At 60.9% G+C, this 23,771-nt stretch carries 21 protein-coding genes; 6 read left to right on the top strand and 15 right to left on the bottom strand.

Features of this window, described 5'->3' with window-relative positions; translation table 11 throughout:
- Positions 1 to 68: 68 nt before the first annotated feature.
- On the top strand, positions 69 to 1,484 hold the full coding sequence (locus tag ACIOTN_RS06700) for a M20 family metallopeptidase (RefSeq protein ID WP_105658028.1): 1,416 nt from the start codon (positions 69 to 71) through the stop codon (positions 1,482 to 1,484).
- 9 nt (positions 1,485 to 1,493) lie between these two features.
- The gene (locus ACIOTN_RS06695; RefSeq protein ID WP_402734969.1) at positions 1,494 to 2,807 is read left to right on the top strand and encodes an MFS transporter; all 1,314 of its coding nucleotides are present in this window, start codon (positions 1,494 to 1,496) and stop codon (positions 2,805 to 2,807) included.
- A 79-nt stretch (positions 2,808 to 2,886) separates the two neighbouring features.
- Here ACIOTN_RS06695 and ACIOTN_RS06690 read toward each other — a convergent pair whose 3' ends face one another.
- Positions 2,887 to 3,882: a YafY family protein gene (locus tag ACIOTN_RS06690; protein ID WP_105658030.1), complete on the bottom strand. Its 996-nt coding sequence runs from the start codon at positions 3,880 to 3,882 to the stop codon at positions 2,887 to 2,889.
- A gap of 94 nt (positions 3,883 to 3,976) precedes the next feature.
- Between ACIOTN_RS06690 and ACIOTN_RS06685 the strand changes: the two genes are divergently transcribed.
- Positions 3,977 to 4,342: a VOC family protein gene (locus ACIOTN_RS06685; RefSeq protein ID WP_105658031.1), complete on the top strand. Its 366-nt coding sequence runs from the start codon at positions 3,977 to 3,979 to the stop codon at positions 4,340 to 4,342.
- Between the two features lie 126 nt (positions 4,343 to 4,468).
- Here the strand turns inward: ACIOTN_RS06685 and hpaD are convergent, their stop codons facing one another.
- The 11 genes from hpaD to ACIOTN_RS06630 all read right to left on the bottom strand — a co-directional run bounded on the left by hpaD (position 4,469) and on the right by ACIOTN_RS06630 (position 16,148).
- Entirely contained in the window at positions 4,469 to 5,566 is a 1,098-nt protein-coding gene (gene hpaD / locus ACIOTN_RS06680) for a 3,4-dihydroxyphenylacetate 2,3-dioxygenase (RefSeq protein WP_402734991.1), read from the bottom strand.
- Between the two features lie 63 nt (positions 5,567 to 5,629).
- Complete coding sequence (hpaE, locus tag ACIOTN_RS06675; protein ID WP_105658032.1) at positions 5,630 to 7,123, bottom strand: 5-carboxymethyl-2-hydroxymuconate semialdehyde dehydrogenase; 1,494 nt, start codon at positions 7,121 to 7,123, stop codon at positions 5,630 to 5,632.
- A gap of 78 nt (positions 7,124 to 7,201) precedes the next feature.
- On the bottom strand, positions 7,202 to 7,861 hold the full coding sequence (locus ACIOTN_RS06670) for a GntR family transcriptional regulator (protein WP_105658033.1): 660 nt from the start codon (positions 7,859 to 7,861) through the stop codon (positions 7,202 to 7,204).
- Positions 7,861 to 9,384: a fumarylacetoacetate hydrolase family protein gene (locus ACIOTN_RS06665; protein ID WP_181148971.1), complete on the bottom strand. Its 1,524-nt coding sequence runs from the start codon at positions 9,382 to 9,384 to the stop codon at positions 7,861 to 7,863. Before ACIOTN_RS06665 ends, ACIOTN_RS06670 begins: the two co-directional genes overlap by 1 nt.
- Before the next feature lie 807 nt (positions 9,385 to 10,191).
- Entirely contained in the window at positions 10,192 to 11,004 is an 813-nt protein-coding gene (locus ACIOTN_RS06660; protein ID WP_402734968.1) for an AAA family ATPase, read from the bottom strand.
- Positions 11,004 to 12,512, bottom strand: a complete 1,509-nt coding sequence (locus ACIOTN_RS06655) for a Mu transposase C-terminal domain-containing protein (RefSeq protein ID WP_402734967.1) — start codon at positions 12,510 to 12,512, stop codon at positions 11,004 to 11,006. Before ACIOTN_RS06655 ends, ACIOTN_RS06660 begins: the two co-directional genes overlap by 1 nt.
- Positions 12,513 to 12,518: 6 nt before the next feature.
- On the bottom strand, positions 12,519 to 13,112 hold the full coding sequence (locus ACIOTN_RS06650; protein ID WP_402734966.1) for a recombinase family protein: 594 nt from the start codon (positions 13,110 to 13,112) through the stop codon (positions 12,519 to 12,521).
- Positions 13,113 to 13,467: 355 nt separating this feature from the next.
- Positions 13,468 to 13,848 carry a DUF2255 family protein gene (locus tag ACIOTN_RS06645; protein WP_402473827.1) on the bottom strand — a complete coding sequence of 127 codons (381 nt, stop codon included), beginning with the start codon at positions 13,846 to 13,848 and terminating at the stop codon, positions 13,468 to 13,470.
- An 83-nt stretch (positions 13,849 to 13,931) separates the two neighbouring features.
- Entirely contained in the window at positions 13,932 to 14,699 is a 768-nt protein-coding gene (locus tag ACIOTN_RS06640) for an SDR family NAD(P)-dependent oxidoreductase (protein ID WP_402473828.1), read from the bottom strand.
- An 84-nt stretch (positions 14,700 to 14,783) separates the two neighbouring features.
- Complete coding sequence (locus ACIOTN_RS06635) at positions 14,784 to 15,302, bottom strand: cyclophilin-like fold protein (RefSeq protein WP_402473829.1); 519 nt, start codon at positions 15,300 to 15,302, stop codon at positions 14,784 to 14,786.
- A gap of 6 nt (positions 15,303 to 15,308) precedes the next feature.
- On the bottom strand, positions 15,309 to 16,148 hold the full coding sequence (locus ACIOTN_RS06630) for an SDR family NAD(P)-dependent oxidoreductase (protein ID WP_402734965.1): 840 nt from the start codon (positions 16,146 to 16,148) through the stop codon (positions 15,309 to 15,311).
- 147 nt (positions 16,149 to 16,295) lie between these two features.
- Here ACIOTN_RS06630 and ACIOTN_RS06625 point away from each other — a divergent pair, with 147 nt between their 5' ends.
- The 3 genes from ACIOTN_RS06625 to ACIOTN_RS06615 all read left to right on the top strand — a co-directional run bounded on the left by ACIOTN_RS06625 (position 16,296) and on the right by ACIOTN_RS06615 (position 20,237).
- Positions 16,296 to 17,204 carry a helix-turn-helix transcriptional regulator gene (locus ACIOTN_RS06625; protein ID WP_402734964.1) on the top strand — a complete coding sequence of 303 codons (909 nt, stop codon included), beginning with the start codon at positions 16,296 to 16,298 and terminating at the stop codon, positions 17,202 to 17,204.
- 249 nt (positions 17,205 to 17,453) lie between these two features.
- The gene (locus ACIOTN_RS06620) at positions 17,454 to 18,611 is read left to right on the top strand and encodes an NADH:flavin oxidoreductase (protein ID WP_402734963.1); all 1,158 of its coding nucleotides are present in this window, start codon (positions 17,454 to 17,456) and stop codon (positions 18,609 to 18,611) included.
- A 198-nt stretch (positions 18,612 to 18,809) separates the two neighbouring features.
- The gene (locus tag ACIOTN_RS06615) at positions 18,810 to 20,237 is read left to right on the top strand and encodes a hypothetical protein (protein WP_402734962.1); all 1,428 of its coding nucleotides are present in this window, start codon (positions 18,810 to 18,812) and stop codon (positions 20,235 to 20,237) included.
- 189 nt (positions 20,238 to 20,426) lie between these two features.
- Here the strand turns inward: ACIOTN_RS06615 and ACIOTN_RS06610 are convergent, their stop codons facing one another.
- The 3 genes from ACIOTN_RS06610 to ACIOTN_RS06600 are packed head-to-tail and all read right to left on the bottom strand — an operon-like array spanning position 20,427 to position 23,435.
- Entirely contained in the window at positions 20,427 to 21,662 is a 1,236-nt protein-coding gene (locus ACIOTN_RS06610; protein WP_402734961.1) for an ABC transporter permease, read from the bottom strand.
- Entirely contained in the window at positions 21,659 to 22,366 is a 708-nt protein-coding gene (locus ACIOTN_RS06605) for an ABC transporter ATP-binding protein (RefSeq protein ID WP_105658038.1), read from the bottom strand. The genes ACIOTN_RS06610 and ACIOTN_RS06605 overlap by 4 nt, the downstream gene beginning before the upstream one ends.
- Positions 22,356 to 23,435, bottom strand: a complete 1,080-nt coding sequence (locus ACIOTN_RS06600) for an efflux RND transporter periplasmic adaptor subunit (protein WP_332488687.1) — start codon at positions 23,433 to 23,435, stop codon at positions 22,356 to 22,358. Before ACIOTN_RS06600 ends, ACIOTN_RS06605 begins: the two co-directional genes overlap by 11 nt.
- Positions 23,436 to 23,771: the final 336 nt, after the last annotated feature.

Genomic DNA, 23,771 nt, shown 5'->3' with positions numbered 1-23,771 from the left:
GCACTGGTTCCCGTCGCGCCCATCTCCTAATGTGATCTACAGTACAACACGCCGAGCGGGGAGAAATCATGCCGAATAGAGAAGATTTGCTAGTAGCTGCGGACAAGTATGTCGACTCGGGGGAGCTGTTCGAGGACTTGTCCGAGCTGGTTGCCTGCCCGACAGTCAGCACCGACCCCAGCCAGAGGGTTGCAACGAACTCATATCTGGATAAGAACTTACGATCGAGGCTCGAAGGCATGGGCTTTACTGTGCGGCTTGATCTGGACTGGCGGGGATCGGGCAATTCTTTCCTGCGCGCGGTTCGCACAGAACATCGGGATTACACTACGGTGCTGTGCTACGGGCATGCCGATGTGGTTGACGGCCAAGCGGGGCAATGGGAGCAGGGGCGCGATCCTTTCGTGCTGGATGCCCAGGGCGAGCGCTGGTACGGACGCGGCGCGGCGGATAACAAGGGCCAGCACCTGGTGAACCTCAAGGCCTTCGAGATGCTGCTGGCCCAGCGCGGGGAATTGGGATTCAACGCGGTCTTCCTGTTCGAAGCCGGCGAGGAAATCGGGTCCCCGCAGCTGGATGAATACGCCGCGGCGCACCGCGAAGAACTCGCCGCAGATCTCTTCATCGCCTCGGACGGCCCCAGATTGTCAGCCCAGGAACCCACGATATTCCTTGGCGCACGGGGTGGGGCGACCTTCGAACTCAGCATTCCGCTGCGCGCGGGCGGCTATCATTCAGGGAATTGGGGCGGCCTGCTGCGCAACCCCGCAACCACGCTGGCTGGCGCGATCGGTGCACTGGTCGATGGGCATGGGCGTATCCAAGTACCAGGGCTGCTTCCCGACGAACTGCCCGACTCGGTGCGCCAAGCGCTCCAATCGGTGCAGGTGGGCGGAGGAGCGCAGGACCCGCAATTGGCCGACGGCTGGGGCGACACCAGGCTGAGCGCGGCAGAACGGCTCTACGCCTGGAATACCCTGGAGGTGATCGCGCTGCAATCGGCCGACGTCGCCCGGCCGGTCAATGCCATCCCGGGTGAGGCCCGGGCGGTCCTGCAACTGCGCTTCGTCGTTGGAACGGATCTGGCGGGGCTGGAAGCGGCGATCCGGCGAGCACTGGACGAGGCCGGCTACCCGATGGTGCAGCTGGCCATGGGACAGTGCTTCCCGGCCAGCAGGACCAACCCCGACAACCCTTGGGTGCGCTGGGCCAGCGAGTCCATCCAGCGGAGCACCGGCGTGCCCGCGGTGGTCTTGCCCAATATCGGCGGTTCGCTGCCCAATGCGGTCTTCGAATCGACGCTTGGCCTGCCGACCTTGTGGGTCCCGCATTCCTATCCGGGGTGCCAGCAGCACGGGCCCAACGAGCACGCCCTGGAGCCGGTGCTGCGCCAAGGACTGAAAATGATGTGCGGGCTCTTCCATGACCTGGCAACGAACACGACCTTGCCGCGCACGGTAGCGGCTAGCAGCGAGAAGATCTAGGACTCCAGCATGGAAAATCAGCAATTACCAGTTAAAGACCAGACAGCGCCGGCCCGACGCCAGTCCACCGCTCGCGGTATCGCCGCAGCCACCATTGGCAATGCGCTGGAGTGGTACGACATGGCCATCTATGCGCTGTTGGCAATCTATATCGGCCACAACTTCTTCCCCTCGGAAAATCCGGCAGTAGAGGTCATCCAGGCTTTTGCGGTCTTCGGTATCTCCTACCTGATCCGCCCTCTAGGTGGACTTGTACTCGGATCCTATGCGGACCGCAAGGGCTTGAAAAAGGGGTTGATCCTCACTATCAGGCTGATGGTAGTGGGTACGGCGATCATTGCACTGCTGCCGGGCTACGACACCATCGGCATCTTCGCTCCGCTGGGGATCATCCTGGGGCGGCTCATCCAGGGCTTCTCCGCCGGTGGCGAGTTCGGTGCCGCCACCTCGTACCTCTTGGCGCAGGACAAGGGGCGCAAGGGATTCCTGGGCAGCTTCCAGTTCGCAAGCCAAGGCCTGGGCGCGATGATGGCTGCCATCACGGTGGTCGCTTTGACCAGTATCTTCACGACGGAGCAGATGAACGACTGGGCCTGGCGCATACCGTTCTTCATCGGTCTGCTGGTGGGCCCTGCCGGCTGGTGGATCCGTCGCCACGTCGATGAAGCGCCGCTGCCCGAAGCGGCCCCGGGGGATCGGCACAGCGCCAAGAACGCGGTGCATGCCCCGGTGCGCGAGCTGTTCCGCTCGAACAAGGCCTCGGTGTTCATCGCCGGCGGAGCGCTGGCTATTTCGACAGCGCTGAACTTCGTGCTGCAGTACATGCCGACTTTCGGCATCAGCCAATTGGGCATGAGCCCTACCGTTTCCTTCTCCTCGCTGATTATCTCCGGGGCGATCTTGACCTTCGCCACGCCAGTGGTGGGCCACCTTTCGGACCGCTTCGGACGATTGCGCATCATGATTCCCGCCGCGCTGGCGATCATGCTGCTGACCATCCCGCTGTTCCTCTGGTTGATTGCGGGCAAGACCTTCCTGGTCCTCGCGGTCGTAATGGTCATCCTGGGATTGCTCAAGGCTTTGTACTTCGGTGCGCTGCCGTCGGTTATGGCTGATGTCTTCAGCGATTCGTCGCGGGCCACGGGCCTGTCCTTCAGCTACAACACCTCTGTGGCGATTTTCGGCGGATTCACCCCGATGATTTGCGCCTTCCTGATCGAGGCCACTGGCCAGCCGATTGCCCCGGGCTACTACCTGGCGGTGCTGGCCATCGTGAGCATCGCGGCGCTGGGCTCCGCCTTCCGTTTCCGGGCGGTGCGCTGACCCCGCCACTGGTGAAGCAGCGCAGGAAGCACAAGGCCGGCAACCGCAGCGGTTGCCGGCCTTTGCGCGCTCGCGACGATCACGAGCGATCCGGCTCTCGGGGCACCGGTGCGGCGGATGGATCCTGATGGCGCGAAACCAGATCGGTGGCCAGCGCGCGAATCATGTCACGTGCCGCTGGGGGACCAGTTACGTGGATATGGTCGGCAAATTGGAGCAGTTGGCGCACGTCTTGGATTTGCCGGAACACGATAGTGATCGGGTACCACCCTCCTTCGGCTGCGTCCACGTCCCGGAGACGCTCGCCCAAGATTCGCCGGGCCAAATCCAGTCGAGTTGCACGCAGGCGGGCCGTGATCATCACGTCCCCGGGTGCCTCTGTGCGTTCCTTGAGCGAGAGCCACACCGTGCGCAGGGTGGCATCGACCTGCAAGTTTGCCGGCGCCTGCAGGATTTCGAATGAGTAGAGCCGCTCCAACGAGAACAGCCGCTGCTCACCTTGCTGTTCGGCGACGAGATACCAGCGACCGGACTTGGCCACGAGTCCATAGGGATCCACGAGCAGGAACGCTGGGTGCGCCTCGGTACTGCGCCGATACTTGATGCGCAGCTGGCGCCGAAGCCGCAACGCGGTTGCCAGATCCGCGATATCGACCAGCAGGCTCCGGCCCGACAGCCAGGCAGAACTATCCACCATGACAATATCGGCCAACGTAGCCCGGGGATGGGCCGCTGGAGCTGCGTCCTGCTTCAGCGCGACCTTGCGCGCCGCCGTAGCATGTGCGTCCCGCAAGCCCAGAAGTTCCAAATGCCGTTCATCGAGCCCCGCCACGGACAAGGCTTCCAGCTCCGGCGGCTCCAGATGGGCCAGATTCAATCGGGAGCCCGGCAGCAAGGCGATTCCTCCGTGGCGCCCGCGCTCGGCGTAGACAGGGACGCCAGCCATGGACAGCGCTTCGACATCGCGCAGGATGGTCCGTCGCGAGACCTCCAGCGTCTGGGACAGTTCCGAGGAGCTGATGCGCTGACGAGTCTGCAACAGCAAGAGCAGGTGCAACAGCCTGGAAGCTTTCATGACCTCCAAGTATCCCAGAAAAGAAGACATGTTCTGTCGTGATTTTCTGGTGGACTGCTAATGTCCACTAATTCATTGATCCCAGGAGTCCCCGATGCCCCGCCCGAACCTGTTCCTCGTTTATGTCAAGGATGCCCGGAAAGCTGCCGAATTCTATGGCGATTTGTTCGATATGGATCCCGTCTTCGTCTCGCCGCGCTATGTGGCATTCGCCCTCAGCGAGCAGGTGAGCTTCGCTGTGTGGTCCGGCAAGAATGAAGATGCGGTCCCGGAAACCCCGCGCACCAGCGAGGTGGGTTTGATGGTCCCCGGCTCCGGCGGTGACGTTGACGAAACTTGCCGCCAATGGTCCGCCAAGGGAGTGCGCATCGTGCAAGAACCTTACGACGAAGTCTTTGGCAGGACCTTTGTTGCCGCGGATCCAGATGGCAACCTGATCAGGGTCTCGCCGATGGACTAGGAATTAGCGTGGCCAATAAAAGCAGAATCCCGGGGCATCGGCGAAGAAATTCGCTGATGTCCCGGGATTCTTGTGTTGCAGCTCAGGGAAGCTGCCAAGCTCTGGGTCTAGAAGAGCTTGCCTGGCTTAGAGCTGGTTGCCCAGCTTGAAGCCCTTGGAAGCCTGGCCATGGTACGAGCCGTCTTCGTCACCGGCACGGGTGAAGGAGAAGCCGTCGGCGCCAATGGTGACTTCCAGCTCGGAGTCATCGGTGCGCTCGATGACTTCCTGCACGTTGCCATCCAGGTCCAGGACCTTGGAAGCTTCGGTGTACCAAGATGGAACAACCGGGTTGCCCCACCAGTCGCGGCGCTGGTTGTCGTGCACGTTCCAGGTGATGGTCGGGTTGTCCGGATCGCCGGTGTAGTAATCCTGGGTGTAGATCTCGATGCGGTGGTCATCTGGATCCAGGATGTACAGGTAGAACGCGTTGGAGACGCCGTGGCGGCCGGGGCCGCGCTCGATGCGGTCCGAGATGCGCAGTGCGCCCATCTTGTCGCAGATCTGGATGATGTTGTGCTTCTCGTGGGTGGAGAAGGCCACGTGGTGCAGGCGCGGGCCGTTGCCGCCGGTCAAAGCGGTGTCGTGCACGGTGCCCTTGCGGTGCATCCAGGCTGCGTAGGTGGTGCCTTCGTCGTCCTGGATGTCCTCGGTGACGCGGAAGCCCAGGTCCTCGAGGTAGGCGCGGCCGCGCGGCACATCCGGGGTGACCTGGTTGAAGTGGTCCAGGCGGACAAGTTCGCCGGCCGAGTACAGGTCGTAGCGCATGTGCAGGCGCTCAACGTGGGTGGTCTCGAAGAAGAACTCGTACGGGAAGCCCAGTGGATCCTCGACGCGCAGTGCATCGCCGATGCCCTTGACGAAGCCTTCCTTGCGGCGCTCGGTGCGGCAGCCCAGTTCCTTGTAGTAGGCCTCGGCCTTGTCGACCTCTTCGGCGCTGCGCACACGGAAAGCCATGGCCTTCAGTGCTGCCACCGTGCCCTTGGTAAGCACCAGGTTGTGGTGGATGAATTCCTCGAAGGAACGCAGGTAGATCTGGTTCTCGTCTTCGTAGGATACGTGCAGGCCCAGTACGTCCACGTAGAACTTGCGCGAGCGCTCCAGGTCGGTGACGACCAGTTCAGCGTAGGCGCAGCGCAGGATATCCGGTGCTGGAACCGAAGGGGTTGGGATCGGGTTTGCGATCTCTTTGCTCATGATTTGCTCCTTTGCAAGCAAGAAAAACTAGGGGCGGGAAGCGCGTGCTTCCTAGACGCCGAACTTAGGGGAGTGCGCTTCGTTCAGGGTGATCTGGATGGACTGCTGGGTGGTGTAGAAGTCCACCGAGCGGTAGCCGCCTTCGCGGCCCAGGCCCGAAGCCTTCACGCCGCCGAATGGGGTGCGCAGGTCGCGGACGTTGTTGGAGTTCAGCCACACCATGCCCGAATCGATCTGGTGCGCGAAGTTGTGCGCGCGCTTCAGGTTGGAAGTCCACACGTAGGCTGCCAGGCCGTACTTGGTGTTGTTGGCCAGTTCCAGTGCTTCCTCGTCGGTGTCGAACGGGGTGATGGCAACGACCGGGCCGAAGATCTCGTCCTGGAAGATCTGCGCATCCGGGGCAACATCGGCGAAGACGGTCGGAGCAACGTAGTTGCCCTCTTCGAAGCCTTCGGCGCGGCCGCCGCCGGCCAGCAAGCGGCCTTCGGTCTTGCCGATCTCGATGTAGCCCATGACCTTCTCGAAGTGGTTAGGGTGCACCAGTGCACCGACTTCGGTCTTCGGGTCACTCGGCAGGCCAACGCGGATGTTCTTGGCGCGTTCTGCGAACTTGGCTACGAAATCATCGTAGATATCGCGCTGGACCAGCACGCGGGAACCGGCGGTGCAACGCTCGCCGTTCAGCGAGAACACGCCGAAGACGGTGGCGTCCAGGGCGGCTTCCAGATCAGCGTCGGCGAAGACCACTGCAGGGGACTTTCCGCCCAGCTCCAGGGACAGGCCCTTGAAAAATGGCGCAGCCGCGGTGGAGATGGTGGCGCCGGTGGAAGAGTCGCCGGTGAAGGACACCAGTGGCACATCCGGGTGCTTGACCAGGTAGTCGCCGGCGACGCCGCCGGAACCGAAGATCAGGTTGAAGACGCCCTCTGGCAGGCCGGCTTCGCGGAAGATTTCTGGCCACAGGCCAGCGGAGAGCGGGGTGTAGCTGGCAGGCTTGAGGACCACCGAGTTGCCTGTGGCGATGGCCGGAGCCAGCTTCCAGGATTCCTGCATGAACGGAACGTTCCACGGGGTGATCAGCGCGGCGACGCCAATGGGCTTGCGGTTCACGTAGTTCATCTGGCGTCCTGGGACGCGGAAGGAGTTATCCACCTGCGCGACGATCAGGTCGGCGAAGAAGCGGAAGTTCTCCGCGGCGCGGCGGGCCTGGCCCTTGGCCTGGGTGATCGGCAGGCCGGAGTCGTAGGACTCAAGCAGCGAGAGCTCTTCGTCGCGGGACTCGACGATGTCAGCGATCTTGTGCAGCACGCGGGAACGCTCGCGTGGCAGCATCTTGGCCCAAGGGCCTTCCTTGAAGGCCTTGTTGGCGGCGGCAACTGCCAGGTCCACGTCTTCAGGCTGTGCCGAAGCCACGGTGGCGTAGTTGGTGTTGCTTACCGGTTCCTGCACGTCGAAGGTTGCTCCGCCGATGGAGTCAACGAATTCGCCGTTGATGTAGTGCTGCAGGTGGGTCGGAAGGTTTTCCGGTACGAAGTGCTTGCTCATGGCAGTTCCTTTCGTGCTGTTCCGGTGTTTTCACCGGATGGGTTGTGGCAAATCTATGAAAGTTCTCGGTGCTGCTGGCTAGATGGCGCTAGGTGCCATGCCGGCCGCTTTCAAATAGGCGTTGAGCGTATTCGAGCGGTGGTCCCGGCAGGCGGCTTCGATCTGCGCCGGGGTGGCATGGTTGCCGATCAGATCCAGCAGCGCCTCATGTTCCTGAACCGAAGCGCGAGCCCGGTTGGGAATGTGGGTGAAGCTGCTGGCCCGCATGGCCGCCAGCCGGCGCCATCCGCGCTGGACCAGGTCCAGGATGTGCGGATTGGGGCACTGGCCGTAGAGCAGCTGGTGGAATTCGGTATTCATCCGGGTGAAGGCCACCGGATCGAAATCCTCCAGGCACTGGCGCATGTTCTCGTTCAGCGCCCGTGCCTTGGCAAGCCAGGCGGCATCCATGGCATCGGCAGCCAGCGCGGTAGCGGCCGGCTCGATGACCATCAGGGTCTGCATGGTGTGCAGGTACAGGGTGGAATCCACGTGGGCCACCGTCGCCCCGACGTTGCGGGTGAAGTGGACCAGGCCCTCGGCCTCCAGCCGGCGGATCGCCTCGCGCACCGGAACCACGGAGCAGCCCAGCTCATCGGCAATGGTGCCCAGCACCAGCCGGTAGCCGGGGGAGTATGCCCCGTTGACGATGCGCTCGGAAACCAGCTGGTAGGCGGCTTCGGACTTGGAGGCGGTCATTACAGCGACCATGAGTCCAGATCCGGGCTGCCTGCGTCCTTCCAGGCGTTGTACTTGCTCTTCCACGCATCATTCATCGGGAACAGGCCCTCGATGCCGTGGCCGCGCTGGACCATGGCGAAGATGAATTCGTCATTGGATTCGGTCACCGCGGCTTCAGCGGCCACCTCGGCCACCATTGCTGGCGGGATGACCACGATGCCATCGGAGTCGGCCACGATCACATCGCCTGGCTGCACCGATACGCCGCCGCAGGCCACGGTGATGTCCTTGTCCCAGGCCACGTGCTTGCGGCCGAGAACCGCTGGGTGGGCGCCGTTGTAGAAGACCGGGATCTGCAGGTTGGACACGGCGTCCAGGTCCCGTACGCCGCCATCGGAGATGATGCCGGCGGCGCCGAGCTGCTGGGAGCGCAGGGCCAGGATGTCGCCCAGGGTGGCCGAGCCGGTCTCGCCGCGGGCTTCCATGACCAGGATCTCGCCGTCATTGAGCGAGTCGATGGACTGCTTCTGCATGTTGTAGCCGCCGCCGTGGGCCTTGAACAGGTCCTCGCGGTTGGGGATGTAGCGCAGGGTGCGGGCGGTGCCGATCACGCGCTGCATGCCCTTGGTGGCACCGGGGACTTCGATATTCACGTTGTTCAGGCCGCGCTTGCGCAAGGTGGCGGACAAGGTGGCGGTAGCCACCGAAGCCAGCTGCTCACGGACCTTGTCGGTCAGCACGTCCTTGCCGGTGATGATCGGGGCCATGCCGGCGGTCTCGCGATCGCCGTAGGCATCTTCCTTGTCCTTGTCGGTGACCTTTGGCTGGTTGCCGAAAGCGGCGAAGGCCGCGGTGCCCTCGACGGCGGTGGTCTCCAGCTTGCCGGTCGTGGCGCCGGAGACCAGGTCGGTGACCTCGACTTCGACAACGTCGCCGGGGAAGAAGACGGTGGAGCCGGCCGGGGTGCCGGTGAGGATCATGTCACCTGGCTGCAGGGTCATCTGCTGGGACAGGTCGGCGATGATGGTTGCGAAGGAGAAGAGCAGCTCGGAGGTGTCGGCGTCCTGGGCGAGCTTGCCGTTGACCCAGGTCTGCACGCGCAGCTTGGCAGGATCCAAGGTGGCAGCATCCAGGGCGTTGGGACCCACCGGGGTGTAGCCGTCGCCGGACTTGGAGCGGATGTTCGAGCCCTTGTCCGCGTACTTCATGTCGTGCACGCCGAGGTCGTTCGATGCGGTGACCTGCCCGACGTAGCCCCAGGCTTCGTCTACCGAGACGCGGCGAGCGGTCTTGCCGATGATCAGTGCGATCTCGCCCTCGAAGGCGAGCAGCTCGGTGCCAGCTGGGCGTTCCACGGTGGAACCGCTGGCGGCCAGCGAGCTGGTGGCCTTCATGAAGTAGCTGGGGAACTTCGGGGTGCGTCCGCGCTGCGCCGCACGCGAGGAGTAGCTAAGGTGTACGGCCAGGATCTTGCCTGCCTGCGCGAAGGTCTCTTCGGTTACTGGGACAATATTGCTCACCGTTGATCGGCCTGCTTTCATCGAACATCATCTCGTACATCAAATCGTATACGATCAGTGTGCGCCGAATCTCAAACGGTGTCAAGCGGGCTTTGGAAATCTTTGGAAATGATTACCGTGAAGGCCTGGGAATCCGCAAGATCACGCGGAATTCTCCGGGAACGGGAATGTTTCGAAATGGACAATTGCGGTGCGCCGGAACGGATGTACTGCAGCACACAATCGATAGCTGGAATCCTGGCTAGCCAGTCGATCTGATGCCGGATTCCCTGCATGGCCATCGTTGCCCTGTAGTCGGCAAAGGATGCCCGACCGGCGCTATCCTCTTGCCAGCTGGGCGGCAGGGGCAAGCTCGCTCGCGAACCGAAGCCGAGCTACGGCAGGCGCTCTTTTGCCGATCGTGGAAATAGGCCATTTCACTGAGGGTGAGGGCAAGTGGAGTCATGGATTGTTCACGAGAAATATTCCGCTGCTTCCTCCTGCATGCCGGGTAATTGTAGATAGCCTGTATTTATGGGGAGTGTATTTAATATCCGAAACTCGCTGAGATGAGAGCGCAAGGAAAAAGATGTCTTCAGGTCAAAACACAGGCGTGATTGATTCGACGCTGCCGTCGCACCCCACCGAGGTCCACGCAAATAGCTGGATGTGGGGATCCGTGGCGTTGGTCGCCAGAGTTCCGGCATCTTCGATCACGGAACCTGATGGAAACTTGTGGTGGGTCCCGTCGAATGCCGCGGATATCACGTGGAAGATGTGCTGCAAAGATCTGCATAGCTGTGACTGTTAGCTTGATTTGGCGGTTTTCTCGCAGCTACTCAGGGCGGTTCAACCGATTCCGATAACGAGCGTGGAACGCGCAGCTTCAACAACGTCATCGGTAATAGTGTCCAGCTCATTGATCTTCATTACTCTCTGCATCTGTGCGAAGAGCCGATCAATCAGCCGGAAATTACCGCGCGTGATGCGGGCGATCGCCGCGACAGCTTGCGTATCGGTGAAGTCCTCCAGGTCCAGGGTTTTGCCGAGGGCACGCCACTTTCGTTGCAGGACGAAATGCATTTCATCCTGCGCAAGCGGACGGTATTCATGGGCGAAGCCGACACGGCTATAGAGCTGAGGATATCGGCTGAACTGCTTTTCTATGCCGGGCATCCCAATCAGCATCAGAGCGATATTGTTCCTGTCATACCTATCTCGCAGCACTTCCAAGGCAGTGGCGTTGAGTCGTTCCGACTCGTCGACGATGATCAGCTCCACATGCTTGTCTTGATTCATCGGACCGTTCGTGACGCCTAGAGTATCGAGATGTTGGTGAATGCAGATCGAGGTCCGATTAGTGATCAGTGAGAGCTCTTCTTTGATTTGCTTAGGCGTCGTCAATACCCCTGGGGTGAAGAAGACGGTCCGCGTTTTGGCTAGATCCTTATAGATTTGGAGGTCACTGTCCTCCCGGCGACCCCATTCCTCTACTAACGCCGCGGCTTTCGGGCTCCAGTTGGCATAGCGTTTAGCCGAGAGGGTTTTGCCGATTCCAGCTTGTCCGTAGCAGATCCCGATGGTCCGCTGCCGGCGCACAGCATTGGTGAACTCAGTGAAGCGGCGATGCTCCTTTGTTGCGATAAAAATTGAGGGGGCCATTATTCGTCCTCTGCGTAGGTGCGCAACTTCGTTTTCTGCGCTCGGTGGACCGCCGGATCAGGCTGGGATACCTCCGTTGCTGGTTGCCCGGCCGGTAGAAATTCTGCGACGGTGGCGATTCGTTCTTTGATTTGTCCGCGCAATTGACGCTTGCGTGCGGAGCGTGCCTTCTGGATGTCCTTGAACGTCACGATGGATCGTTCATGCGCGGGATCCACGGCTTTGCAGATGTGCTGGCCACGATGAAAGACCTGGATCTCGGCAACGTCCCGCGGGTCATAGCGGAGAATGACGGATTCTCCGACGTAGGCAGCTAGCAACGGGGAAATGTAGCGTAGCCCTTGGAAATGCACGCCATCGCGGTGGACGATCCGTGGCTTGGCGACCGTGAGCAACAGCAGGTTCAGTTCATCGATGGTTTCAGGCAGACGCGGTAACCAACCGTTGCCCTGCCACGCTTTTTGAGGTGTTTCCTTGATCTCTTGGTGCTCGCGCTGGTGGTAGTTCTGCCCGATGAACGCGCCTATTTCGGTATCCAGTTCACCAATCGATAGCTTGGGCTTGGGATCGGGCACGTTGTGCAAGTAGCCGGGCAGCCGGGCTAAGAGTTCGGTGTTGAGGGTGCCGAAGAATCGTTCAATCTTTCCCCTGCCCTGCGGCCGGGCCACAGCGGAGAAAATGATTTCGAAGTGCAGGTCTCTGGCGGCCTGCGCCAAGTGGTGGCTCGTGAAATCGGTTCCGTGGTCTACATAGAGCACATCAGGGATTCCGCACATCGCCCAATCTGCTGTCTTTTTGGGCCAGATCGCCTCACGCAACGCCAATGCCGTATTCAAGGATGAGGGAGCACCGGTGAAGAGCATGTACCCGCAGAGGGCTCGCGAGTAATCATCCATGATCGTGGTGAGCCACGGTCGGACCGGCTGGTGGCCAGCGTCAAAAACCAGGATGTCGAGCTCGGTATGATCGGCCAGCCACACCGCGTTCGGACGTTCGGCGCGGCGGCGCCAGACCAATTCATATTTATCGCGGTACACCGCCGTACCTTGCTGCGCCAGCGTCATCATCCCCGGATCTATCGCGCCGACGATCGAGCGGACGGTGGAGTAGGAAACCGGTGCCCATCCTTGGTGGAGCGCTAACTTGTTGACTTGTTCGTGGATGGCCGCCGTGCTCCTGGGCGGTTGAGCCAGGGCGAGGCCTTCGACCAGGTTCACGAATTCGCTGGGCATCCGGCGTCCGCGCTTGCCCGGTGCCACCGGTTCCAGACCAGGCTTCCCGTGGAGCTTGAAGCTCTGGTGCCATCGCTGCAGTGTCCTCAGGCCGATATGGTGTTCCCCTGCCAGAACCGTCAACGGCACTCCGTCTTCGACGTGTTGCCGCAGTATTTCCCAACGTGCTGTTGCCTTAGCCAGGTAGTCACGAGGAGTTCCTGCTTTCTCGGTACTGCTGCCAATCTGGTCTTGCCCCAGCGGTACGTCCCTGCGCGTTTCGCTTCGCAGGGACACGGCCGATCACAGACTCTTGGAAGATGCGGGCTCTTGGCCCAAGTGGCGGTAGAACGTTGCGCGGCTCCAGCCAACCAGGCGTGCTGCGTCTTCGGCGGTGCGTCCCCTGGTGCGGGCATCTTTGGCGATCGCGAGCTTGTCGGCAATCACCGCCGGGTCCGAGACCGGCCGGCCGAAACGGGTTCCGGATTGCCGGGCGGCGGCAATGCCGGCGTTGACTCGTTCAACGATCAATTCGCGCTCGTATTCGGCCAACGAAGCAAGCATGTTCAGCATCATCCGACCGGTCGATGTGGCCGGGTCGATGCCATCGGAAATGGAGCGGACATTAATCCCGCGCTCCCGCAAAAGGTTCACGGTATTCAAGACATCGATCAGGGAGCGACCCAGCCGGTCAACCCGCCACACCACGACGGTGTCGCCGGCTTCGGCATAGTCCAGCAGCTTCTTCATCCCGGGCCGATCGATCGCGCTGCGGCTGCCGGAAGTCACGTCGGCGAACACGTCGCGCTTCTGCACCCCTGAAGCAACCAGGGCATCGAGCTGCAAGGCCGCGTCTTGGCTCGAAGTGCTCACGCGCGTGTATCCCAAATGTCTCACCTGCCCCAGTGTGGCTCAAAAACCCTGCACGGCAAGCAGGTAAGACGTTTTACGTTGGGACGACTTTATAAGACGGTTGGACTCCTTGCCGTTACGGAATATTGAGACGGCATGGCCGGGCTGAGGAGAGTGTCTCAATAATCTTTTGTTTTTTGAGACCAGTCAATTGGCTGGTGCGCGGACGCTGAATGCGCATTTGTGTCGATCAGCCTTTGCGTGGCGGCTCCGGCCGCATCGGGGGTGGTCGGAGCCGTGGGTCAGTGAGGGGTGGCATGATGGCCCGGTCCGCTTCCCCGACTCAATTGAATATGTTGGGCATCAAGTGGACACGGGTAGGTCTTGTCCGGAGCCCTGGTTAGCGCAGGGAGACACGCACTGCAGCGGCCTTGGGCACCTCTCCCTGCATGATGGGGATGGCGAAGGCATCCGTGGCGTTACCGTACTTCACCTCGTAGGCCGCATCAATCAGGGCTTCGTCGTCGGTTCCGGCGTCCTCGAAAACGACATCGTAGCTGACGCCGGCGACGCGGACCTGCCCGGCCTTCTGCGTGATGGCGGCCTGGTACCAGCGTGAGTCCTTTCCGTTGGCCGCGCGCACATAGACCTTGCCGTCAATGACCAGTGCCCAGGTTTCGGTGGGGGTGCCGGGGGTGATGCCGTCTTCGCGGTAGGGGGAAACGTAGAAGCCTTCGTGGGCTTCGATGGTGTTGAGCTGTTCGGTGGACCATGCAGTCATGATGATGTCGTTCTTTCTATGTGGGGGGCGAAGGGGATGCAATGTTGGCATTCCTCTTCGGGGTTCGGTGCCGGCCGTGGAGACTATGCCTGGGAGGTGGGCATGGCCCACAATTCTGCGATGGTTGCGCGGCGGTGGCGGGTCACCATGAAGACAACGCTGTCCGCGATGTCTTCCGGTTGCAGGGGTTCGGGGATCGCGTCCAGGTTCGTGGTTTTGAGAGTCTCGCGGATCTCCTCCGTGTTGTGGGAGATGAGTTCCGTGTCGACGGCACCGGGTTCGAGCACGCCGATGCGTACGTTCTTCTTGGTGACTTCCTGGCGCAGAGACTCGGTGAAGCCGTTAACCCCGAACTTGGTCATGTTGTAGACGCCGAAGTCCTTGGTGGCGGTCCGTCCGGCTTGGGAGGAAATGTTGACGATGTCGGCGACCTGACGTAGATCGTCCTCAGCGGCGGCCAGGAGGTGCGGCAGTGCTGCGTGGGTCATGTAGAGCAGGGCCTTCTGGTTGACGGCGATCATCCGCTCCCACTCGTCAATCTCCGCCCCCACGATCGGGCCGATGAGCATCAGGCCCGCATTGTTGACCAGGACGTCAAGCCTTCCGAAGCTGTCCAGCGCCCTGACGACCGCTTGTTCGGCCTGGGAGCGTTCTGTGATGTCGGCTTCGATGGCCAGGGCGGTGCCGCCGGCGGCCTCGATGTCGGCGGCCAGGGCATCGAGCCGGTCCTTGCGTCGGGCGATGAGGACGACGGAAGCACCGTGGGTGGCGAGGCTTCGGGCGATGGCCGCCCCGATGCCACTGCTGGCCCCGGTGACGATGGCGGTGGTGCCGGTCAATGATGAATCCACGTGTGGGATGTCCTTTGGTTCTTGGTGTGGCGCAGGTTCGTCCAGACGCGCCGGCTGGCGCGTCTGGACGAGGCCACGGGGGTCTTATTGGAGCTCGACGGTCATTTCCACGTTGTCGGGGAGGTTCTCGAAGATGCTGAGGTCGGAGGTGATCTCACCCATCTTCGTCAGGGTGGGAACCGAGCTGGTTTCCTCATAGATGATCGTGATGCTGTCGGCCGGGTTGTAGTAGACGATGTCGCCCGGTTGCACGTCCGTGTAGAACGGACCGGTTTCGGTCAGTGGTGCCGAAAGCTCGCTGATGTACTCGATGCCGTAGTTGCGGAACCACGGCAAGGTTGCAGGGAGGGTGGCGATAAAGTCCTGCGACACCTGGGTGTCGTTGAGGGTCGCGGTGAGGACCACGTCGCCGGCCGTGATGGTGATCGGCGTCCCGTCGGCCGCAGCCTCGGCGGGTGCCGAAGGCGCGGTGGTGGTGGACGGAGCGGCGGCTGTGGCCGGCGTGGTCGTGGCCGGCGTTTCCTCGGCGGCAGGTGAAGAGCATGCGGTGAGAGCGACCGCGGCCGCGGCGGCAAGGACAACAAGGAGCAATGGCTTCTTCATGGGTTCTTAGGCGTTCTCGAGGGCCATGTCGGAGGACAACTCGCGGTGGGCCTCGACCTGGGCCAGGAGAAGCCGGGCCTTGTCTTCGGCACCGGCGACGACATCGGCTCCGGCAACGAATCGCAGCGGCGGGGTTTCCAGCGCAGCCAAGGTGACCAGAGCCGCGCCGAGCTTGGCGGGATCCCCGCCCTGCTGCCCGTTCATGCTCTTCCAGGCGGCGATGGTCGCGGTGGTGCGCTCCTGGTAGTCCTCGATAGAGAGTTCCGGCCAGATGGAAGACGCTCCCTCGACCAGCAGCTCGGTGCGGAAGAAGCCGGGCTCCACGATCGTGGTGTGGATGCCGAATGGCTCCAGATCGTAGCGCAGGGACTCCATCCAGCCTTCGAGGGCGAACTTCGATGCGGCGTAGGCGGCGCAGAATTCCTGGCCGATGAGCCCGGCGGCGGAGGTGATGGTGAAAACGTGTCCGCTGCGCTGTTGGCGCATGACCGGCAGGATTGCATGGGTGACATTGAGCGGGCCGAAGAAGTTGGTTTCCATCTGCTGGCGCATCTGGCGATCGCTGATTTCCTCGAAGTAGCCGGCGTAGAAGTTGCCCGCGTTGTTCACCAGGACATCGATGCTTCCGAAGCGCTCGACAGCTGCCTGGGCGGCGGCAACCGATGCTTCGGCATCCGTGACGTCCAGCGAGAGGGCCAGGAGGTTCTCATGCTCGCCCAGGGCGGCGGTGACCTTGGCGGCGTCGCGGGCGGTGCCCACCACGCGGTGGCCTGCATGCAGTGCGGCCTTGGCCAGGTCGACGCCCATGCCGCGGGCTGCTCCGGTGATGAACCAAACGTTGCTCATGATGATGCCTTTTCTGTCGTTGAAACCGCCCAATCGGGAAGCCGATGTTTCAAGTCAACAGGCCAGCAGCCAAGTGAGCCAGACCCTGTCTATGGGTTCCCTGGCAGGGCCCCGCTACAACGTCCAGGGTGCTGTATCTTCGGAAACATGGACAACCAGCACGACCTCAGCCAGTTCCTCACCTCACGCCGGGCCAAGCTCAACCTCCAGCAGGCGGGCCTCCCCGACTTCGGCGGACGCCGCCGCGTGCCCGGGCTCCGGCGGGAAGAGGTTGCCCTGCTGGCGGGAATGAGTTCCGAGTACTACAAGCGCCTGGAACGCGGAAACGCCAAGGGCGTCTCGGAAGCCGTGATTGACGGGATCAGCCGGGCCCTGCAACTGGATGCGGCCGAACACTCGCATCTGCACGAGCTGATCCGCACGGCCAACGCCGGAACCCACCCGCAACGCAGATACCCCACCCGCAAGACGCAGATCAATCAGAGCGTGCAGCAAACCATCGACGCCATGTCCAGCGTCCCGGTGTTCGTCCAAAACGGACGCCTTGACGCAGTGGCCACCAATCGTCTCGGCCGTGCGCTCTTCTCGCCGATGTTCGACGGCGCAACAGCGCCGGTGAACGCCGCACGGTTCATATTCCTCGATCCCCGGGCGCAGACGTTCTACCGGGACTGGGAATACAACACCCGCCAGATCGTCGCGCTCCTGCGCGTCGAAGCGGCCCGCTCACCCTATGACCGCCAACTCAGCGACCTCGTCGGGGAACTCTCCACCCGCAGCGACCTCTTCCGCACGCTATGGGGAGCGCACGACGTACGCGAACACCGCACCGGCCTCAAAAGCATCCACCACCCCATCGTCGGAGACCTTGACCTGACGTTCCTGGGGCTGGATCTCACCTCCGAGCCGGGGCTCCAAATGCTGGTGTTCTCCGCCGAACCAGGCTCCGCCTCCCACGAGGGGCTGCAACTGTTGGCTAACTGGGCCATGTCACACAGCGCGGAGACAACTTCCGTGGACTCAACTGCAATCGCCAACCACCGCCTGGACAAATAGCCTGCAACGGGGAGCTATGAAAGAATCCCGACACCACACGTTGGCTTTCACGCCCTGACCTGCCGGGAGAACGCAAAGACACTGTATCTCGGCCAGAATCAATTGACGGCTCGCACATGATGCTGAGCGTCGTCAAAAGTCGCCACGTAGCACTGCAATTCACAAGCAAGGCCCCTAAGTGTCTTGATCGATTGCCTTGCATCACACATGTGTTGCGAGGCATACATTCCAGAGTGTGGATGTTGTTCGATGAACAGCATCGGCATTGTCGACGACGAGACCACTTCCGTTACCCGCCTAACCAAATCCGTATTCCATAGGAGCCGCATGACGAATCTTTCCGACCCGCTGGACCTGCGCCATGGGCACCTTCTGCCCAACCGCCTGGTCCTTGCGCCAATGACCAACCAGCAGAGCAATTCGAACGGTACCCTCTCCGATGACGAACTTGCCTGGCTGGTCGCCCGCGCTGAAGGTGAGTTCGGCCTTTTACAGACCGCGGCCGCCTATGTGCACCGGGGCGGACAGGTCTGGCCCGGCCAGCTCGGTATTTCCTCCGACGAGCATCTGCCCGGCCTCGAGCGCCTTGCCGCCGCTGTCTCCGCCGCTGGTGCCCGGTCCTCTGTGCAGCTCCATCATGGAGGCGTGCGTGCGGAGAAGACACTCACCAGCCAGGAAGTCGTGGGTCCGTGGGATGATGCGCAGACCGGCGTGCGAGGCATGACGACAGGTGAAGTTCAGCAAGCCGTGGAGAACTTCGCCGCGGCCGCCGCCCGCGCCGAGAAAGCCGGAATCGACGGTATCGAAGTGCACGGAGGCCACGGCTACCTAGTCGGTCAGTTCCTCGACGCCTCGAACAATCTCCGAACGGATGGGTATGGCAGTGACCCCGCTGGGCGAAGCCGCTTCGCGAAAGAAGTTGTGCAGGCAATCCGGGAACGCACCGGCCCGGACTTTCACATCGGGCTCCGATTGTCCGTTGAACGTTACGGTTTGGTCTTGGCGGACATGGTCCAGCTCGTCGGCGAGCTCTTCGCCGGCGGGAACATCGACATCCTTGACCTGTCGCTATGGGACGTGGCAAAGCTTCCCGCTAACGCCCCCGAAGGCAGCCGAACACTCCTCGAGCACTTCCTCGATCTGCCACGCTACGGAACAGCCCTCGGTGTCTCCGGACACCTAGCTGACGCCGCGGCGGTGCAGCGGGTACTCGACCAAGGGGCCGACCTCGCCTACATCGGCAAAGCCGCTATTGCCGACCACGCCTTCGCGCGCAGGGCAATTGCCAACCCCGGCTATCGTCCTCCGTCCTTCCCCGTGACACGGGACCACCTCCGCGTGGAAAAACTGGCGGAGCCGTTCGTGACCTACTTCGCCAGCAACTGGCCCCAGCTGGTGGATGACTGAAGTTATCCATCAGCTCCGTTGCGTCGTGGGAAAGGCTGTAGCAATGTCGCGATGCTCGCACGAATGAACCTGTATGAACCCCGACGCTATCGGAAGGAATCGATGGAGCAACATGCACCGCATGGCGTTCAACAAACGGGACGATGCAAACCGCCAGTTCAAGTTGTGATTTAGCCTCCAAACGAAGTTAACGGTCACATGCATAGCGAAACCTCTGAGTTTCTCCAAAACGACGCGGGAAATCTGCATAAAGCATCAAAAAGCTGGTTCGACAAGACTTCGGTCGGACCTCATTTTCTGGCCATGACTGCCGACGCGAAGCAAGCACTATCGGGTGCTCCAACGTTTGCTTTCGACAACCAGAAGGAAATCAGCAAGCTGACCGGCGCCGGTATCCGGATCGCTGGAATTTCACGTTCTCGTAGTGAGGCGGAAACAGGAGCCGGCAACGCTGAATACGTCGCCTTGCACCTGAAGCTTTCGAAAGAGGCATTGCAAACCCCCGGTTGGGTGACCTCTGCGCTGCACCGGCCGACTCGTGCTGGGCTACTGCCGGGCACCAACATCGATGGCAAGGACTTGCGAGCGGGTGTAAACAACGCCTTGCGTTCAGCAGGCTTGGCAGTAGAACTGAATAATGGCGGCGCTCTGCAATCAAAAGACAAGCAGGATCCATGGGGGAACATCTATACGATCTCCACTTTTATTCCGCAAGACAAGATTCCTCAGTGCCAAAAACACTCGCACGGACCGAGCGCGATGGACAACCCTGCAGTGCGCTGGGCGCATGCACTGAGCATTGCTCAAACCGCCACGCCTAAGCCAACTTTGAGCGACTGGTCCGACCTCGGAGTTAGCAAAGCCCAAGTCTCCCTTGGCCCGTCAATTGGTTGGTGCAGTGATCGGGGGATGGGGATTGTTGCCCAGTCCCGTCCGGATGGCGATCCTGAACACTGGATCGCAGAGACTGGGCATACGGTGGCCTTAGCGCATTCAGTCTTCGTCGATTTGGCGGTCTTGACGATGCAGCAAGATGAATTCTTGACCCAGCGCGCGGGACACCTGGCCAATCTAGCGGCAACCGGAAACCTTGAGGATTCCGCTGCTTCGCTTAAGCGATACAAGGACATTCAAAAAAGGTTTATCGAGTTCCACGGCAAGCGCTGGTTGCAGGAGATACCCGGACGTGAATCTGCAACTCGGGTGCTGCAAGCCATGCAGAACGTGCGCATGCTGGAAGAAAGAATCAAGCATTCACTGATCGAGCAGAAATCCATCATGGATTATCTGGAAGCCAACCAGCGCGCCGAAGAAGAGCAGGTAAATCGCGAACGAGCCGAACAACTGCGCGAAGAGGCGGTTAAGCGTGAGAAGTTCAGTCACCGAGTGAATATTTTTGCGTTTATATTCCTGCCGGCCACACTGATTTTCACCGTTACCGGAGGTCTGGGGATCCAGTTATCCACACTTTGGGGAACTATTTGGATCGGCATCGCTGCTGTCACTACCTTCGGGCTGATTGCTTGGATGAAGACGGAGGGTGGAAAGAGGAAGAAGGATAGAAAACGCGCGTCCGGAAGCGCATCGCCCAGCGACGAATCCCTACCTGCCGTGAACAAGGGATAAACAGATCAGCTCAACACAGTTCGCGGCCTCTGAGCTGGAGAAGAACCTCTTGGTTTGAGACCTCGGCGACGGAAGCCTTCTCATCGGTCCTCGGCTACCGCAGTCAATTTGCTGACTCATCGGGGGTACGCAGAAGGCGCTGGAACGGAAGTCATGATTCCGTTCCAGCGCCTTAGCGGCATCTGCATATTAGACGCGAATAGCATCCACAATCTTGACTCGGGCTGCCACCAGCGCGGGAAGCACACCGGTCAGTGCGCCTACGGCGATGGAAACTCCCATGCCAAGTAGGGCCGCACCGCTAGGGAATGCCGGCATTTGATCCAGCTCGGTAGCCATCACCATATTCAGCAGATTCTCGTTGGAGACCAAGGCAACGGAGATGAGCACGCCAATGCCACCTGCTACGGCCGTGGCCACGACGCTTTCCATCATCACCGAGAAGAATACGCGTCCGGTTGTTGCACCGAAGCTGCGTCGGATACCCACTTCGCGGATACGCTGCTTCATGGTCACCATGGCAACATTGAGCAGACTCAGGGAACCAAGCAGCAAGATGATGATTGCGATCCCGGCAACCACCATGGTCAACATCTTCAAGCTCTCATCGGCACCCCACATCAGATAATCTTCGCGGTGCGCATCAACTGTGAGACCAGGAAGTTCTGCCTGCATTTGCTGGCCGAAGTGCATGGCCAGCTCTTCGGATCCCTCGATGGGCACCCACAGCTTGTAGCTGACCTCATTGAGCGGAGCTTGCATGCCGAACCAGTGCTCATAGGTGGCCGGCAGCATCCACAGCTTGCCGCCCATGCCGTAGCTAGATGCTTTGGTGGTTCCGATGACCGTAACTGAGACGGTGTTCCCATTGCTCATCAAATCCACGGTTAAAGGCAGTCGCTGGCCTTCCAGTCCCAATTCTTTGATGAAGGTGTGGTCAACCACCGCCGCTGGGGCAAGATTCTGTGCATCTTCGGCTTCCAGCCAGCGGCCGTCAGTAACAACTAACCGGTGCATTGGAGCGTAGTCGGGATCAACCACCATGATCTCGGCATCAAGGCTCAGCCCTTGGGCTGAAGCCTTCTGGTCGTAGCTGCGTCCCATCATGGTGGTGTACTCGACCTTGAACCGGTCACTGGTCTTTTGAAAGGCCTCATCGATTTGGTTGTTGCCTGCAGGACCAGCATCCGAGTTCGGGTCGTAGGCGTAGACAACAATCATTGCTGGCCGACCCTCGCTTTCAAGGCTTTCGGTCATCATCTGACGCGCCATGCCAGCTCCGGCCAATGCCGTAGTCAACGAGGCCACCGCAATAGTGACACCAACCAAGGAGAGCAAGACGCGCAACTTGTGAATACGCAGTTCCTGCCATGCCTCCAGCAGCGCAGCAACAAAACCGGTTCCTAAGCGAGTTAAGGATTTCATCTTGCCGCCACCTCACTGAGCGGATGCAGCCGCCCGCCATCCAACTGCAGCTGTTCTCGGGCCAAGGCCGCAACATTGCTGTCGTGCGTGATGGTGATCAGGGCAGCGCCGGAATCAACCGTGGCGGAATCCAAGAGATCCATCACCGCACGTCCGGTAGTGACATCCAAGGCACCGGTGGGCTCATCGGCCAGTACGACTCGTGGCCGGCGGACCAGCGCGCGAGCGATGGCCACACGTTGCTGCTCACCACCGGAGAGGGTCTGGGGCATTGAATCCAAGCGTTTGCCCAGTCCTACGCGCTCCAAGGACTCGGTTGCTAGCTTGCGCCGATTCCAGAAGTCGCGTCCACCGGCGTACATCAGTGGAGCCATGACATTTTCCAGGGCAGTGCGTCCTGGCAGGAGGTTGAACTGCTGGAAAACGAATCCGAGGTCGCGCCCGCGTGCATGGGCCGCCTGTTTGGCGCTCAGCCGGGTCGCATCCTTGCCTCGCCACAGCAGGCTGCCGTTGGTGGGCCGATCAAGCAGGCCGAGGATATTCAGCAGCGTGGACTTGCCCGTACCCGAACGGCCGACAATGGCTATGTGATCGCCTTCGGACACTGTGAGATCAATCCCGTTGAGGATATGCAGCTCGCTGTCGTCGGGCAGCAGGACGCTGCGCGTGACATTCTCGAGCTTCAGCAATGGCTCACCACTCATCTGAGTAGGACTCCATATCCATCATTTCTTCAGGTGCCGGGGTGGATCCTGGGACGAAGCGGAGAATTTCCGTCTCATCCTTCAGTCCTGAAATCACCTCGATGACCTTTCCGTCGGTCACGCCAAGCTCTACCTCGGTGCGGATTTCCTTGCCGTTTTCATCCAGCCTCCACACCGCACCCTGGCCAACCAGGCCGCGAACAGCCGATACCGGTACGGTCAATACGTCCTCGGCGGTGCCTGCATCAATTTCCATGTTCATGCTCAGGCCGTCGAAAACCACGATGTCTGCGGGTACGGCACAAGAAATCTCGCTGCCCGAAGAGCTCTCCGTGGATTCTCCGGATGCCATTGGATCCATCTGCGATTCCATGTCCTGGTCTGCGGAGCCGGCGCTGGTTTTCTTCGAAGCGCTGTCACCGACAGACAGGTCCTTGCAGGTGAATGGCTCCGGTCCGCCGTCAATAGTGATCGTTGCTTCGAGGCTTTCATCGAGCAACCGGTAGCGGTCCAGCGGATCGATCGAACCGGCGGCCAAGAATTCTTGGGGCTGGATCGCGCCGAGTCCTGTGCCCTTGGTGACGTCATCGCCAACCTCGATCTGGAAAGCGCCGACCTTGCCTGTGGCCGTTGCGTAGACGTCGTGGTACTTCACCACTGGCGCAGCTTCCTGCGGTTGCTGCTCGTCTTGTGAACCTTCACTATCCGAGTCGTTGGCCTCAACGCTCTCTGGCTGGGATTCGGCGCGGACCTGGAAGATTCGATCGCCGAGGGAGACATTGTCGCCTGGCTTGACGAAAGCCCAATTGACAACGCCGTCCACGGGCGCATTCAGCTCTTTCGATTCGGTGAGCTTAATGGTTCCGGGAATGGACAGCTTGTTCTCTACCGTGGCTTTCTCAGCAAAGATGGTCTCTGCTGGGATCTCTCCGGTGGGGAACAGGTCATCATCGGCGCTGGCAGTGCCGCCGGCAAACGCGAGTTTCACGAGGCTGACGGCGATCAAGGCGCCGATAACTAGCCATGCAGCGGGAAGGAATATGCGACGGAACGCGCGTCGTTGGCTCATAGGGTTGCTCTTTTCACCATTCAATGATTACCAAAGTGTTCAGCAACTACCAAGCTCAAACGGAGAAAACACGCAACCTTTATCAGATTGAGATTTATTTTTACTTTGCAGGTCAGACCGGGTACTCAAATTAGTAGTTGAAGGTCGTAGTGAATCTTCTCGACGTCCCGGGGTGAAGCGGGGCAGTCTCCGGGGCTCGATGCCGCGGAGCTCTTCGGTGGATGTGGAGCTCCCGAGGCGTAGTGCCATTGCTTCTGTACTGGCCCCGGGGTCGGCAGGATTGTTCCAGGCCGGTTTCTGCCAAGCCTTTCGGGTGCCGCGGGCGAGCGGGGGTGC

The sequence above is a fragment of the Glutamicibacter sp. NPDC087661 genome, assembly GCF_044743275.1.
Taxonomy (GTDB): domain Bacteria; phylum Actinomycetota; class Actinomycetes; order Actinomycetales; family Micrococcaceae; genus Glutamicibacter.
Note: the sequence above shows the minus strand (reverse complement) of the source record. Positions and strands in the feature narration are given on the sequence as shown.

Bases quoted from the DNA above. Each gene is read 5' to 3' on its own strand.
- ACIOTN_RS06700 (WP_105658028.1), top strand. From the start codon at position 69: ATGCCGAATAGAGAAGATTTGCTAGTAGCTGCGGACAAGTATGTCGAC.
- ACIOTN_RS06695 (WP_402734969.1), top strand. From the start codon at position 1,494: ATGGAAAATCAGCAATTACCAGTTAAAGACCAGACAGCGCCGGCCCGA.
- ACIOTN_RS06690 (WP_105658030.1), bottom strand. From the start codon at position 3,882: ATGAAAGCTTCCAGGCTGTTGCACCTGCTCTTGCTGTTGCAGACTCGT.
- ACIOTN_RS06685 (WP_105658031.1), top strand. From the start codon at position 3,977: ATGCCCCGCCCGAACCTGTTCCTCGTTTATGTCAAGGATGCCCGGAAA.
- hpaE (WP_105658032.1), bottom strand. From the start codon at position 7,123: ATGAGCAAGCACTTCGTACCGGAAAACCTTCCGACCCACCTGCAGCAC.
- ACIOTN_RS06670 (WP_105658033.1), bottom strand. From the start codon at position 7,861: ATGACCGCCTCCAAGTCCGAAGCCGCCTACCAGCTGGTTTCCGAGCGC.
- ACIOTN_RS06665 (WP_181148971.1), bottom strand. From the start codon at position 9,384: ATGAAAGCAGGCCGATCAACGGTGAGCAATATTGTCCCAGTAACCGAA.
- ACIOTN_RS06660 (WP_402734968.1), bottom strand. From the start codon at position 11,004: ATGGCCCCCTCAATTTTTATCGCAACAAAGGAGCATCGCCGCTTCACT.
- ACIOTN_RS06645 (WP_402473827.1), bottom strand. From the start codon at position 13,848: ATGACTGCATGGTCCACCGAACAGCTCAACACCATCGAAGCCCACGAA.
- ACIOTN_RS06635 (WP_402473829.1), bottom strand. From the start codon at position 15,302: ATGAAGAAGCCATTGCTCCTTGTTGTCCTTGCCGCCGCGGCCGCGGTC.
- ACIOTN_RS06630 (WP_402734965.1), bottom strand. From the start codon at position 16,148: ATGAGCAACGTTTGGTTCATCACCGGAGCAGCCCGCGGCATGGGCGTC.
- ACIOTN_RS06625 (WP_402734964.1), top strand. From the start codon at position 16,296: ATGGACAACCAGCACGACCTCAGCCAGTTCCTCACCTCACGCCGGGCC.
- ACIOTN_RS06620 (WP_402734963.1), top strand. From the start codon at position 17,454: ATGAACAGCATCGGCATTGTCGACGACGAGACCACTTCCGTTACCCGC.
- ACIOTN_RS06615 (WP_402734962.1), top strand. From the start codon at position 18,810: ATGCATAGCGAAACCTCTGAGTTTCTCCAAAACGACGCGGGAAATCTG.
- ACIOTN_RS06610 (WP_402734961.1), bottom strand. From the start codon at position 21,662: ATGAAATCCTTAACTCGCTTAGGAACCGGTTTTGTTGCTGCGCTGCTG.
- ACIOTN_RS06605 (WP_105658038.1), bottom strand. From the start codon at position 22,366: ATGAGTGGTGAGCCATTGCTGAAGCTCGAGAATGTCACGCGCAGCGTC.
- ACIOTN_RS06600 (WP_332488687.1), bottom strand. From the start codon at position 23,435: ATGAGCCAACGACGCGCGTTCCGTCGCATATTCCTTCCCGCTGCATGG.